At 61.4% G+C, this 13,293-nt stretch carries 11 protein-coding genes; 1 reads left to right on the forward strand and 10 read right to left on the reverse strand.

The window, feature by feature from the left end:
* Positions 1 to 13: 13 nt before the first annotated feature.
* The 8 genes from AOT96_RS30550 to AOT96_RS30585 form a co-directional block, all read right to left on the reverse strand.
* A complete protein-coding gene (locus AOT96_RS30550; RefSeq protein WP_042925998.1) occupies positions 14 to 568 on the reverse strand; it encodes a PaaI family thioesterase in 555 nt (184 codons plus the stop codon).
* Positions 569 to 1,014: 446 nt separating this feature from the next.
* Complete coding sequence (locus AOT96_RS30555; RefSeq protein WP_042926000.1) at positions 1,015 to 2,079, reverse strand: BtrH N-terminal domain-containing protein; 1,065 nt, start codon at positions 2,077 to 2,079, stop codon at positions 1,015 to 1,017.
* 46 nt (positions 2,080 to 2,125) lie between these two features.
* Positions 2,126 to 2,962 carry an SDR family oxidoreductase gene (locus AOT96_RS30560; RefSeq protein WP_054186658.1) on the reverse strand — a complete coding sequence of 279 codons (837 nt, stop codon included), beginning with the start codon at positions 2,960 to 2,962 and terminating at the stop codon, positions 2,126 to 2,128.
* Between the two features lie 395 nt (positions 2,963 to 3,357).
* Positions 3,358 to 4,098 carry a transglutaminase-like domain-containing protein gene (locus tag AOT96_RS30565; RefSeq protein WP_054186661.1) on the reverse strand — a complete coding sequence of 247 codons (741 nt, stop codon included), beginning with the start codon at positions 4,096 to 4,098 and terminating at the stop codon, positions 3,358 to 3,360.
* 69 nt (positions 4,099 to 4,167) lie between these two features.
* Positions 4,168 to 5,376: an NAD(P)/FAD-dependent oxidoreductase gene (locus tag AOT96_RS30570; RefSeq protein ID WP_042926002.1), complete on the reverse strand. Its 1,209-nt coding sequence runs from the start codon at positions 5,374 to 5,376 to the stop codon at positions 4,168 to 4,170.
* The gene (locus tag AOT96_RS30575) at positions 5,373 to 6,761 is read right to left on the reverse strand and encodes a cytochrome P450 (RefSeq protein WP_042926022.1); all 1,389 of its coding nucleotides are present in this window, start codon (positions 6,759 to 6,761) and stop codon (positions 5,373 to 5,375) included. The genes AOT96_RS30570 and AOT96_RS30575 overlap by 4 nt, the downstream gene beginning before the upstream one ends.
* Positions 6,762 to 6,785: 24 nt before the next feature.
* A complete protein-coding gene (locus tag AOT96_RS30580) occupies positions 6,786 to 7,106 on the reverse strand; it encodes a 2Fe-2S iron-sulfur cluster-binding protein (RefSeq protein WP_042926005.1) in 321 nt (106 codons plus the stop codon).
* A 226-nt stretch (positions 7,107 to 7,332) separates the two neighbouring features.
* Positions 7,333 to 9,084, reverse strand: a complete 1,752-nt coding sequence (locus AOT96_RS30585) for an FAD-dependent oxidoreductase (RefSeq protein WP_042926008.1) — start codon at positions 9,082 to 9,084, stop codon at positions 7,333 to 7,335.
* Positions 9,085 to 9,514: 430 nt separating this feature from the next.
* Between AOT96_RS30585 and AOT96_RS30590 the strand changes: the two genes are divergently transcribed.
* A complete protein-coding gene (locus AOT96_RS30590) occupies positions 9,515 to 10,768 on the forward strand; it encodes a PucR family transcriptional regulator (protein ID WP_042926010.1) in 1,254 nt (417 codons plus the stop codon).
* 53 nt (positions 10,769 to 10,821) lie between these two features.
* Here AOT96_RS30590 and AOT96_RS35475 read toward each other — a convergent pair whose 3' ends face one another.
* Together AOT96_RS35475 and AOT96_RS30600 are read right to left on the reverse strand one after the other, a co-directional pair.
* Entirely contained in the window at positions 10,822 to 11,226 is a 405-nt protein-coding gene (locus AOT96_RS35475; RefSeq protein ID WP_128638070.1) for a hypothetical protein, read from the reverse strand.
* Positions 11,227 to 11,937: 711 nt separating this feature from the next.
* The gene (locus AOT96_RS30600; RefSeq protein WP_042927240.1) at positions 11,938 to 13,242 is read right to left on the reverse strand and encodes an IS256-like element ISRer3 family transposase; all 1,305 of its coding nucleotides are present in this window, start codon (positions 13,240 to 13,242) and stop codon (positions 11,938 to 11,940) included.
* Positions 13,243 to 13,293 lie beyond the last annotated feature (51 nt).

The following is a 13,293-nucleotide window of genomic DNA, read 5'->3' on the forward strand; positions in this document are numbered from 1 at the left end:
TCGGCCAGGGTGTCTATTCTTCGGTGTGATTCGTGTCCGTGGCCCGGAGTTGGGCTCGGGCTTGGGACTGCATGAAGTGTTCGACCTCGACCACCACGAACAGGGCAGTAGCGGTGGCTACCGAGCGGCCCTGCGCATCGTCCATCGTGGCCGTGAGATCCAGTTTGCGCCCATCACGAGACCGAACGGCAGCACGCAATACGTATGGAGTGCCGAGCAGAACCGGCGCCAGGTAGTCGAGCTCGAGACGCCGCGTCACGGCGAGCTCACCCACTGTGTAGAGCAGGAAGCCGAACAGATCGTCGAGAACGGTCGCCACCGCGCCTCCGTGTGCTATCCCGGGTGCCCCGACATGACGTTGATCGAACACATGGTGAGCCACCACGCCGTTCTCGTCACGCTGGACCGACAGGGCGTGGCCGTGCGGGTTCTGCGGCCCACAACCAAGACAGTCGGGGTGGTGGGGCGGTAGATCAGGCGACTCGGAAGTCGTGCTCCAGAACGAGCGCGCCCAGTTCTCGACAGCGGGGCCGGCCGACCCGCTGACCTCGTCTGGAATTCTTTTCATGGTCGGACCTCTCTGTCGTGAAACCGTGCCGAGTCTGTCGCGTCTTCGCGCGCTCGGCCTGCACCGCAGCATCCGGTCGGGCGTTCGTCCGACCGGTCGGCGCACTCGCCCCCGCCATGATTACCACGAGCGGGAGTCTTCTCACTCAACGCACCGCCCGGCCCGATAGCGCACACGACGCGGCCGTCGAGCCGAAAATGGTGACCGCGAAACATCGAGGGCTTCCGTCGGCGGGCTGAATTGTTGTCGGCGTGGGGCAGGGATCAGGGTCTGTTGCCGAGCAACGACACGGCATCGATGCAGCGTCCACCGAGAGGCGTCCGACTGTTCCGTCCGGCAACTCCTCGGTCGTTCGGTGTTTCCGCACGCCTGGGGCGATCCGGCACGAGCGGCTGCAGCACAGTGCGATGCGCCGTGCACCGCGCGCCGTCGAACGCCGATGGGCATCATGTCGTGGTGGCGGCCAGCGAGCGTGAAGCAGACTCCAGGGACTCCACCAGGATCAGCTCGAGTGCAGGCAGTTTGGCAGCCGACACGGCCACCGCAGCTGCGCGTGTTCGCACATCGAGACCGCGTTGTGTTCCGGCGCGGGCAGTTTCGGTCCAGGCCTGGGCGCAGTGATCGGCGGCCGCCGCGAGGTCTGCGGTAGCGGGATCACCGGTCAGACGTGCAATCTCGGTACAGCCGTCGGCGAGAAGCCGACGAAAGAGCCCGCCTCCGGTTCCGGCCTTTTCGATGAAGATACCGAGACTGAACAGCAGCGTCTCGAGGTCATCGGGCGGAAGGTCGACCCAGCTCTTCACGTCGGTTGCCAGCTGGTCGACCGCGGCCAATCCTTCGGCACCGGCCGCTGGTACGTGGTCGGCTATTCCCGGTGTCGATGGGGCGCGCATGCTGGCGGCGGATCGGGCAAAGGCCGCGGCCGCGGCAGTCGACACGGGCGGCAGTGTCTGCGGCCATGTGATTCGGTACGTGCAGTGACGTGTCGGTTGCGGGAACGAGGTGGAAGATCGCGCCCGAGCGAGCGCGTCGAGCGGGATCTCCTGCACATCGGCCCGATCGTTGTCGACGACCGAGGCAGTCCCCCCGATCTCGTCGTAGCCGATCACCACGATGTCGTGGCGACTCATCTGCAGTTTCACCCGTAAGTAGGGCAGTTCAGCGATATCGGCCCAGACCAGACTGGGTCGTCCCGCATCGATGTCGTCGCGAACCCATGACCATCCCTCAGCGGGATCGTCGGTCGTGAGAACCTCGACTTGTCCGCCGAGCCTGCGCGGCAAGACGATCTCGAAGTCGGCACCGCGGCCGACCAGGTACATCGGTGGGACCAGGTCGTCCGATCGCAGGTAGGACAAACCGAGATCACCACCCAGTGCGAACACCAACCCCTCGTCGGGTGGTCCGTCCCATCCCAGACCGTGCCACTGGAGAAGGTCTCGCATTGCACCTGACCCGCAGTGCCCTCCCATCCGGTGGGGATAGTTCTCGATCAGAGTCGTGCGGGTCACTGTGGCTGCCTTTCGGGTGGATGGTCGAGCGCGCATGTCGGCATCCTCAGCTGTTCCGGATTCTGTCGAGATACGTTCGGCGAGCAGCCATGTCGACGTCCGCGAGGAACACCGAATCTGTGTTCAGGGCCGCACCCAGTCCGGTCACCAGACGCCGGGGGACGAATTTCACCGCCGCGACCATTGCGCCTGCGAGACGGGTGACGCGGACGAAGGGGCGTGGATTCTCGATCAGATCTGCTGTCGCGCGGGCGATCTCCTCCGGCTCGGCGTTGCGTAATCCCTTTGCGCCGGCGGTTCCGGCGACGAGTTCGGTGTTGGTGAACGTCGGGCGGACTGTGGACAGTCGAACCCCTGACTTGCGATACTCCAGTCGTGCGGCCTCTGTGAATCCGATGACTGCGAACTTGGTAGCGCAGTAGGTCGCCAAACCAGGTACCGCGAGCTCGCCGGCCAATGACGCAGTGTTGATGATGTGTCCGGTGCGGCGCGGCAGCATGCGCTGAAGAGCCAGTTTGGTCCCGAAGATGACCCCCAGGACATTGATCTCGACTTGACGCCGGGTTACTGCATCGTCCTCTTCGTGGGCGTGGCCGGTAGGCATGATGCCCGCGTTGTTGATCAGGATGTCGAGGGGTCCGAGTTCACGTTCGACCAGGTCCAGAAACGTTGTGAACGAGTCAGGTTCGGTGACGTCGAGTCGGGTGACGACCTTCACCCCGAGTTCGGCGGCGGCCTCCTTCGCACGTGCCTCGTCGATGTCGCCGATGGCGACCCGGTGGCCTCGTCGAATCAACTCCTTCGCTGTCTGATAGCCGATGCCGCGAGCTCCACCTGTGATCGCCACGGTCCTGGCGGGGGTGTGAGGTGCGTTGTTCATCATGCTGCGCTCCTTGCATAGATAAGAGACATCGGTAGACGCCGTTCGGGCCGCTCTCGCGGTAGCGGTTGCGCACACAGGAGAGGGATATGGGTATCGCGCGTCGTCTCGTGCCCGGGGAGGCGTTCGGATCGGTCGTTCATCGCCCGCAGCCGCAACCCCAGCGGCAGAACGGGTCTCGTCTGTTCGGTGCAACTTCCGGTGCCCGGCCTCAACACGGCCGCGGCGACGAGACAGTCATGTGGCACAGCTCTGCCAGCAGGTGTCGGCTCACCCGATTCGAAGGTGTCCGAGGCGGTCCGAGTGTTCACGATCGCGATTGTTCGCGGAGAGAACTCCGACCGATCGGCAGTCGGCCGCGATACGGGGTTCGGCGCGTATGTTCTCACCGCTTGTGTTCATCGAGACTCCCGCGGCGAGTTTCGATCCCCGGGAGTTTCGCCCGGCCGGGTGCGGCCGGTGAAAACATCATCGAGTGGGTGAGCGCCCGTGAAGATCGTGGGGCCGTAGGCGTGCCGAAGCACCGTCAAGATCGCGTTCAAGGGTAGGTCATCGAAGACTCCTCGCTCGCGGACATACTCCATGTGCTGAGCTCCGTCTGCGGTGAAGGCATGCATGAGAGCATCGCGATCGCCGTCGAATTCCACTGGCGGCACGCCGAAACGAGCGCACAACTCGACATTGAATGCCGGCGTGGCCTTCAACCACCGGCCCTCGATGTAGAGGCGACTGTAGCCGTGGTAGACGAACAGGTCGGTGCCGCCCATCAGCGCGCGCAACGTCTCGGTCTGCAGGTGATTTCGGACGTCGGCGAAACCGAGCAGTGCCGGGATACCCGCCGCCCGGCACACTGCGGTCAACAGCACCGCCTTCGGGACGCAATAAGCGCGCCCGGTCTCGAGGACGAAGCTCGCTCGATAGTGGGCAGGATCGTCCGACACGGTGTACGGGTCGTACCAGATCCGGTCGCGGACGGCGGCGAAGAGGCGTCTGGCCTTGTCACGGTCGCTGCTCGCATCCCCGATTGCCGCGGCGGTGAACGCCCGCACGGATTCGTGCTCGATGTCGAGGAAGTCCGTTGCTCCCAGATACGCGTGTGGTGGCTGCGTCGTATGTGCCCCGGGCGGGCGGTCTGTCATGGTCATCGCTGATGTTCCCTTTTCTGAGCAAACCGGTTGCTGTTGTGTGCACAACGACCGAAGGATCGGTCAGTTGCGCGCGAGTCCGCCGAGCATCAGGTCTTCGCGTTGGACGGAGAGTCGCTGGGCGATCACCCGTTTGCTGTACATGAACTCGCGCGGGCGACCTATGCAGTCGGCGGCAATGAGCTCACCGGCCTGGAGATAGAAGCAACTGAAATCACTGTCACGGGTGGGGTCACCGCTGAGAACCACTTCGTCGTATCCGGTGTTGAGGCCGGCGATCTGCAGCTTGAAGTGATACTGATCTGACCAGAACCACGGCAACGCTTCGATTTTTCTGGACTTCCCGCAGGCGGTCGAGGCAGCGACTTTGGCCTGCTCTCCTGCGCTCGAGACGGACTCCAACCGTAGTCGACGGCCGTAACGGGCCATGTCGTGGCTCGCGCAGTCCCCCGCCGCCATGATGTCGGGGTCGTTGGTCCGAGTGTGATCGTCGATCACGATGCCGTTGTCGATGACAAGACCCGCATCGGCGGCGAGGTCGGTGTTCGGCTCGACGCCGACACCGACGATGACCAGATCTGCGGGGATCGATTCCCCGCTGGCCAAACTGACTTCGCGAACCTCACGGTCACCGGACAGGCCTTCGACCATCGCGTTCGTTCTGATGTCGACTCCCTGCTCGCGATGTATCCGCTCGAAGAACGTCGATACCTCGGGAGCAGTGACCCGCTCGAGCACACGCCCAGTTGCCTCGAGAACTGTGACCTGCACGCCCAGTGCGCGCAGCGATGCCGCTGTCTCGAGTCCGATGTAGCCGCCTCCGACGATCACCACCCGCCGGCCAGGGCCGGTGGCCATACGGATCCTCTCGACGTCCGCTGCGGTACGTAGGTAGTAGACCCCGTGGAGATCGGCCCCGGGAACGGTGAGCCGACGAGGGCGGGCTCCCGTGCACAGCGCGAGCTTGTCGTAGGCCAGCTTCTCCCCGGTGTCGAGAACGACGTTGCCTTCCGACCGAACGATGGCCTCCACCTGCGCGTTCAGGAGCTGAATACCTTGCTTGGAGTAGAAGTCCGTGCTGCGAATGGCGATATCGTCGAGTACGCATTTGCCCGCCAGGTATGCCTTCGACAGCGGGGGGCGTTGATAGGGAGTGGCAGACTCGTTACCGATGAGGACGATCTCGCCTGTCCAACCTTCTTGGCGCAAACTAGCTGCCAGTTGTGCCCCAGCATGGCTTGCGCCGACGATGATCGCCCGTTGCGATGTCATGCGCTGGAAGTAGGCGTCAGGCGCACCATCATCTTGCTGATGCCCCGCACGAAATTCGACTGAACGTACTCGGGGTCGCCGACGACCTCGATGTTCTCGAAGCGGGGAAGCAACTCCTCCCACAGAATCCGCAGCTGCATTTCGGCCAGCCGATTGCCCATACACCGGTGTACACCGAATCCGAACGCGATGTGATTGCGCGCATTGGCACGATCGATGATGAAATCATCAGGATTCTCGAAAACGCGTTCGTCGCGGTTACCCGAGGCGTACCACATCACCAATTTGTCACCCTTGCGGATGAATTGTCCGTTCAGAACGGTGTCGGCTTTGGCGATTCGGCGCATGTACGCCAAGGGTGTTTGCCATCGGATGATTTCCGAGTTCATGTTGGGGATCAAATCGGGATTGGCCTTCAATTTCTCGAACTGGTCGGGGAATTGGTTCAACGCAAGAACGCCACCGCTCATCGAGTTTCGCGTCGTGTCGTTCCCACCGACGATCAGCAGGACGAGGTTGCCCAGAAATTCCATCGGACGATCGATCAGATCCTTGGTGTCCTCGTTGCTCTGCAACATGGTGATCAGATCGAAACCGGACTCTTCCCCTGCAGACCTCCTGGCTGCTTTGTCATGCCAGAGAGCGCTGAGGCCACGGGCCATGTCACGCATGCCCTCGAACACCTCGTCGTTGTCCGAGGGCCCACCGTTGGCTTGCTCCATCGAGGTTGCCAAATCGGACCAGTAGACGAGTGTGCGGCGTTGTTCGTAAGGGAAATCCAGAAGAGTTGCGAGCATCCGAGCTGTCAACTCGATCGAGACATTCTGCACCCAGTCGAACGGCTCGTTCAAGGGGAGGTCGTCCAGCACCTCCCGTACCCGCGATCGGATCAGTCCCTCCATCTCCCGGAGGTTTTTCGGTGCGACAACCCCCTGGACGGCAGCGCGCTGCTTGTCGTGGCGTGGCGGGTCCATCGCGATGAACATCTCGATATCGAGAAACCGGGGCGGGACGCCGATGACGATGAACGGTTCGGCCGAGAACACAGCGTGATTCTTGTCGACGGCCACGATATCGGCATGGCGCGTGACCGACCAGAACGGGCCGAACGGACTGTTGGGTTGGTAATGAACCGGTGCCTCGTTCCGCACGCGCTCGAAGTACGACTGCCACCGCCCTTGTCTGTAAAGAAAGGGGTTACTGAGGTCGATGTCGGCGAGCTCGACATCCTCGACCGGTGGAATGGGACTTTCGACGAAAATCTTCTTGCCATTCGTGCCAGTCACCCACCGTCGGGTCTTGTCGTACAGATGAGCGCCCTGGATCTGCAGCCCTATAGGGATGGTCGACTGGACCTTGTCGGTGATCGACTCAGAAACTTTCATGCTGTCGTGCCTGCCTTTCACACATCACAATTGGAATTCAGGTGTTCGAACGATCAGGCCATCCCACGCTTCCGAGGCCACCATCTGGCACGACAACCGAGACGTGGGTTCACGCTCGGGGTTCATCGCCAGCATCTCCTCCTCGTTGGCACCGGACAGACCCACCTCTCCTGACCACTGCGGGTCGACGATCACATGGCAGGTGCCACAGGCCGTTTCGCCCCCACAGTCTCCATCGATCCCCGGCACAGCATTGTCGGTTGCAATCTGCATCAACGATCGACCTTCGACCAAGCCCGCCTCGTGCTTCTCACCATCGTGGGCGACGAAAGTTACAACTGCCATGTCAACTCCTCAATTTTCTTCCGCGATTGATAACAGTGTCGCCGCAAACGTGAATGGCGGCCATGTTACGTAGAGTCAAAAACTTGTGAATTCGGGTCAGACGGTTCGCCCCAGAGATCCGACCTGAGTCCACTCCAGATGTGGAGTGCGACAACTCTGCGCTCCGCACGAAGGCATCGAGCGACTGGGCTCCTGTTTCGAAATGCGCGCTCACCAAGTACTTCTTTCACCGCGAAGCCGTCTCACCGGCGACCAGATGGCCATTTCGGATCTCGACGATAGGCAATCTCAGTCCACCCGGAGCGTCCACCGGAACAACGGGCGAGTTGGGGGCGATGGGATCGAGCCGCTGATACGGAAGCCCCTGTGCCGGACGAAGATCCAGCTCGCCCTTGTTCGGCCACAGTGCGGCGGACCGCTCGGCCTGCGCACTGATGGTCAGCGACGGATTGACCCCGAGGTTTGCCGACACGGCCGCCCCGTCCACCACGCTCAGCGTCGGGTAGCCGTGGACGCGGTGGTACGGATCGATGACGCCGTGCGCCGAATCCGAGGCGATGGCGCAGCCGCCGAGGAAGTGGGCGGTGAGCGGAATGTTGAACAGCTCTCCCCAGGTACCGGCCGCGAGGCCGCCGATCTTCTTGGCGATCCGCCGGGTGGCGTCGTTGCCTTCGGGGATCCACGTCGGATTCGGCTCCCCGTGGCCCTGCCTGCTGGAGATCGTGCGGCCGAACGGCCCACGCTTGGTGAACGTGGTGATCGAGTTGTCCAGGTTCTGCATCACCAGCGCGATGATGGTGCGCTCGCTCCAGTGCCGGACGTTGACGACGCGGACGAACTGAATCGGATGCGCGATCATCGCGAACACGAATTTGAGCCAACGCGGAATCTTTCCTCCGCCGTCGGTCATCAGGGTCTGCAGCATGCCCATCGCGTTCGAACCCTTGCCGTAGCGGCACGGCTCGATGTGCGTGTTGGGGCTGGGGTGGAACGAGGACGTGATGGCAACGCCACGCGTGAGATTCATCGACGGGTCCACCTCGTATTTGGCCGCTCCGACGATCGACTCGGAGTTGGTACGCGTCAGTTCGCCGAGTGTGTCCGACAGCTTGGGCAGCGCGCCGGTGTCTTTCATCTTGTGCAGCAGGTTCTGAGTGCCCCAGGTACCGGCTGCCAGAACGACATTGGCCGCGCTGTAGGTCTTCTTGCCCTTGCGGAGCCGAGCGCCGGTGCGCTCGGTGTCGACATCCCAGGTGCCGTCGGATCGGGGGCGCAGGCCGGACACCGTCGTCATCGGCACGATCTCGGCTCCTGCGCGCTCGGCGAGACCGAGGTAGTTCTTGAGCAGGGTGTTCTTGGCTCCGTGGCGGCAACCGGTCATGCACTCACCACATTCGATGCAACCGGTGCGCTCGGGGCCTGCGCCGCCGAAGTACGGGTCCGGGACGGTCTTGCCGGGCTCGTCACCGAAAAACACGCCCACCGGTGTCTGAATGAAAGTGTCGGCGACGCCCATGTCCTCGGCGACCGACTTCATCACCTCGTCGGCAGGGGTCATGTGCGGATTGCGCACCACGCCCAGCATGCGGGTGGCCTGGTCGTAGAACGGCGAGAGCTCACTGCTCCAGTCGGTGATGTGCGCCCACTGCTTGTCCTCGAAGAACGGTGTCTGCGGCTTGTAGAGGGTGTTCGCGTAGTTCAGCGATCCACCGCCCACTCCGGCACCGGCGAGGATGAGGCAATCGCGCAGCAGGTGTACGCGCTGGATGCCGTACAGACCGAGTTTCGGTGCCCACAGGAAACGCTTGAGATCCCAACTGTTCTTCGCGAAGTCCTTGTCCTCGAAGCGTTGCCCGGCTTCCAGGATCCCGACGCGGTACCCCTTCTCCACCAGCCTCAGCGCGGTGACACTTCCGCCGAAGCCCGAACCGACGATCAGAACGTCGTAATCGATTGAACTGCTCGGTGGCGTCGCCATGGCGTCTCCTTCTGGTTCTTCAAACCGGATAACTGCTCCTCGCCCCAGGGGCCTGGACCCCAGCGCAAGAGTGCGCCCCCTCGACGGTGAGACCAAAGCCGACCGCCTGCCTACCCGGGCACACTACTATACAGACGATGACTTTTTGTCCAATTAATTGACAGATGCAGCCTGCGTGTACAGATACTAGTGATGCAGCTCATCAACCACAAGCCGCTGACGCTTCCGTCACCGGCGAGCCGAACCGAAAGGAGCCGGTGCGTCAGAAGCCAGCAAGGAGGGCTCTGACGAGAAGCCGAGGTGCACAGGCGGCGGGGCAAGCCCCGAGATCGACAAGCTAGATCCGCAGCGATCGTCACCGAAATGGCGTGCCGCTCCAGAATTGAACTACCAGGGTAGGTATGACACTAAAATGATATCGACTCATTTGATGGAAACACTTGTGGACGAGATGGAGGACAGGAAGGCAGAGTTGACCGAGAATATCTCTTCATTCATAAGTGCATCAATCCATGAAATGAACGGCAATGCAGACGCAACCGGACTTCTACACACCAGTGTGAAAGCCAACATCAATGCGGCTATCGACTTCCTGGCCGACAGGACTGAGCACGACAACTTGCGAGCTCCGCATGCCGCCCTGTGCCATGCTCGCGTTCTCGCACACACGCATGTCCCGCTGACGGCGCTCGCCCGCGCTTATCACCTGGGCCAATCGAGATTTCTTGAGCATGTCCTGTTCTCGCTCTCGCGAGCTACGCACACGTTGGCCGCGAATCAACTTGCGCATCTGGTCAGCAGGTCTGCCGTCTTCATAGACCGCGTGTGTCAGGACGCATGTTCAGAATACGAAGCGGAGAAATCGAAGATACGTGAAGAAAATAGTTCTGTAAACACGGAACTCGAACGCGCAATGTCGCCATCATGCACAGATCCTTTGGACGCATACAAAATCGATTCATATTACAATCTCACAGGAAACCCTATTGCCATTGAGTTTTGGACGAATGACCGGGAACCATTCCCGAGCAAGTCCTGGCACCAGCTCGTAGATACCGTTAACGTCAGACTCGGTACGATCGGTCGACCGCAAGTCAACAGTAAAGGCGATGCCCGATCCCTGGTTTGGTTTCCGATAATTCACGCCGGAAGGATTTGCCTTGAAAGCGTTACAGACGTTCTTCAGAAGTACGGCCGAATTCGAGCAGCAATTGGAACCGTGCAGAGTGGTGAAAATGGTTTTCGGAAGACAGCCAGGCAGGCAGAGCGCGCGGCCCGCGTGGTTTCGGACGGCAAGGTCGATATCAGTCCGGTGGTAACTTTCGAGGAAGTTGCAGCCATCACTCTTCTGCTCGAAGATCCGGAAAGCCTAAGGGCTCTAGCGGAAGACTCACTCGGAGGCTTGCTTCTGGACAGTGCGCGGAACCGCTGGCTCCGCGAGACCTTGCGAGTCTACCTGGCAAACAACTGTAGCGTTACCGCGACCGCTCACGACATGACGATCCATCGCAACACGGTCAAATACCGCATCCGACAAGCAGCGAAAGAGTGCGGTTGCAAGCTGGACGATGCCGGCATCCTCATGAACCTCAGGATTGCGCTGGATGCCGCGTGGTGGACACCCAGCACAGTACTCAAATTACCCATACCGCTCGGCTCAGTAGACGCACGGTTGACGGTTTGAGCAGGGTGGCTGCGACCCGGCTCAAACCTTCCAGGTTTCCAGCGCCACGTTCGTCAGACTCCATTGCCATGCTGATTCACGATTGTTGCTATCAGAATATCGAATGCCGCATTCGGTGAAAGCGACTTGATTCGGTCATTGATATCCATTTCTTTGCCCTCGATTCCTTCACTTGTCGCAATGTTCGCCGCATTTGATTCGACAGATCCTTCGGACGTCTCCAAGATTCGACCGGCCCACACTCCGGCTGGCGAAGGATCAGTAGCAAGATACTGCTCGCAGTCGGTCAGTATATGACATTTCATGCAAGAGTCCGCTGCAGTTTTATGACGCGCAGCTCGCTGAGCAACCGTCTCGTAGGGTGGATCGGATTCGTAGTCCCACAGTTCGGGCTCCCCCTGGCAGGGTGTGACCAGCACCCGACCACGAACTGCGAGACGGTCCAATGCTCGATTCAAGGTTGATTCCTTTAAATACGGGAGCGAACTCGATACGACCTAGTTGTACGATAGCCATTCCTCATGTGTCAAAGAGGGAAGGATGAGTTGTGCATAAAGAACAAGGACTCCTTGCGACTTTGGCCAACTTGGACATATCACAGAACGGTGCCGATCCAGTACGATCGACACCACGACGACGGCTTCTTCAGGCCTCCATGAATGCAGTGGAAATCGAGGTATCGTGCTGGATTTTGTATTCTTCACATTGACACCGCTCCTACTGTTAATGTTGGCACCCGCGTGGATTCCGTTGACTTACCATGGGTGCGCGAGTCTGATCGAACGCCGAAATATTCGCGACGTGAAAACCAGCCAGATGTAGGTCGAGCTACGCAGACGAGGGGTGTGCGTAGCCGACCTCTGCAATGGAGAGCTTTTCTGACGCCACACGCCGGCAGTTGTGCCGAGTTGCATGCTCTGCGTTCGCTGCACGCCGCTCGGGAAACCTACCGAAAGAACAGATGAGTTCTTCGTAGGTGTTCGGCTCACCGCTGCGCCTGGTTCGTTCGCCCGCCGATAACGCCACTGGTCGCATCGCTGGCAGCATCGACGCGCTGGCGACAGCGACATCATCCCCCACCACCAATGTCCGAACGCGCCTAGACTTCTATTCATGAGTTCCGTCCACACTGCGCGGAGATATTGTCAAGACCTGTGGATGAGGGTGTTTCAGGCGACCTCCGTTTCGCTTGATTCGTCGGGCTCAGCGGGTGAGATGTCGATGGGTCGTTCGAGCAGCTTGCCTTTGTGGAACACCGCGCCGGCACGGACCAGCGCGACCAGATGGGGGGCGTTGACCGCCCGCCAGCGGGCTTGTGCGGCGTCGATCAGCTTGTAGGCCATGGCAATCCCCGCTGCGCGTGACCCAGGGCCCTTGGTGACCTTGGTTCGCAACCGCACGGTCGCAAACGTCGATTCGATCGGATTCGTAGTGCGCAAGTGGATCCAGTGCTCGGCCGGGTACCGGTAGAACTCCAGGAGCACGTCGGCGTCGTCGACGATCTTGGCGACCGCCTTGGGGTACTTCGCGCCGTAATCTACCTCGAAGGCCTTGATCGCGACCTGGGCCTTGTCGATGTCCTCGGCGTTGTAGATTTCCCGCATCGCCGCGGTCGCACCTGGATGAGCCGACTTGGGCAGCGCAGCAAGCACATTGGCCTGCTTGTGAAACCAGCAGCGCTGTTCACGGGTATCCGGAAACACCTCCCGCAGTGCCTTCCAGAACCCCAGCGCCCCATCACCGACGGCCAGCACCGGGGCGGTCATCCCGCGGCGTCGGCATGAGCGCAGCAGATCAGCCCACGACTCTGTGGACTCCCGGAACCCATCGGTGAGCGCGACGAGCTCCTTGCGGCCGTCGGCGCGGACGCCGATCATCACGAGCAAGCACAGCTTCTCCTGCTCCAGGCGGACCTTGAGATGGATGCCGTCGACCCATAGGTACACGAAATCGGTGCCCGAGAGATCCCGGTCGGCGAAGGCCTTCGCCTCGTCCTGCCATTGCGCGGTCAGCCGGGTGATCGTCGAGGCCGACAGCCCGGCACCAGTGCCGAGGAACTGCTCCAACGCCGCACCGAAGTCGCCGCTGGACAGCCCGTGCAGGTACAGCAGCGGCAACACCTCGGTCATCTGCGGGGACTTGCGTGACCACGCCGGCAGGATCGCCGAGGAAAACCGTTGCCGTTCACCGGTCTCGGCGTCGACACGGCGGTCGTTGACCCGCGGTGCGGTCACCGTCACCGCCCCCGCCGCGGTGAGCACGTCACGCTCGTGGTGATAGCCGTTGCGGACCACCAGCCGCCGGCCGTGCTCATCGAGATGCTCGGCGAACTGCTCGATGTATGCGGCGACTTCGGCGGCCAACGCCGCCGCGAGCATCTGCCGGGCACCGTCGCGAACGATCTCGTCAAGCAACGACCGACCAACACCGCTGTCGTCGTTGGAGGATTGCTGATCCTGAACTACCGTGAGCATGGGCGTACCTTCCCGAACCAGCGCGCCAACGCCGGTCCTGATCAGAGCTGA

Source organism: Rhodococcus sp. 008 (assembly GCF_001682295.1).
GTDB lineage: Bacteria > Actinomycetota > Actinomycetes > Mycobacteriales > Mycobacteriaceae > Rhodococcus_F > Rhodococcus_F qingshengii.

Excerpts from the sequence above, each read along its gene's own strand:
- AOT96_RS30550 (WP_042925998.1), bottom strand. The coding sequence starts at position 568 with ATGAAAAGAATTCCAGACGAGGTCAGCGGGTCGGCCGGCCCCGCTGTC.
- AOT96_RS30560 (WP_054186658.1), bottom strand. The coding sequence starts at position 2,962 with ATGATGAACAACGCACCTCACACCCCCGCCAGGACCGTGGCGATCACA.
- AOT96_RS30565 (WP_054186661.1), bottom strand. The coding sequence starts at position 4,098 with ATGACAGACCGCCCGCCCGGGGCACATACGACGCAGCCACCACACGCG.
- AOT96_RS30570 (WP_042926002.1), bottom strand. The coding sequence starts at position 5,376 with ATGACATCGCAACGGGCGATCATCGTCGGCGCAAGCCATGCTGGGGCA.
- AOT96_RS30575 (WP_042926022.1), bottom strand. The coding sequence starts at position 6,761 with ATGAAAGTTTCTGAGTCGATCACCGACAAGGTCCAGTCGACCATCCCT.
- AOT96_RS30580 (WP_042926005.1), bottom strand. The coding sequence starts at position 7,106 with ATGGCAGTTGTAACTTTCGTCGCCCACGATGGTGAGAAGCACGAGGCG.
- AOT96_RS30585 (WP_042926008.1), bottom strand. The coding sequence starts at position 9,084 with ATGGCGACGCCACCGAGCAGTTCAATCGATTACGACGTTCTGATCGTC.
- AOT96_RS30590 (WP_042926010.1), top strand. The coding sequence starts at position 9,515 with ATGGAAACACTTGTGGACGAGATGGAGGACAGGAAGGCAGAGTTGACC.
- AOT96_RS30600 (WP_042927240.1), bottom strand. The coding sequence starts at position 13,242 with ATGCTCACGGTAGTTCAGGATCAGCAATCCTCCAACGACGACAGCGGT.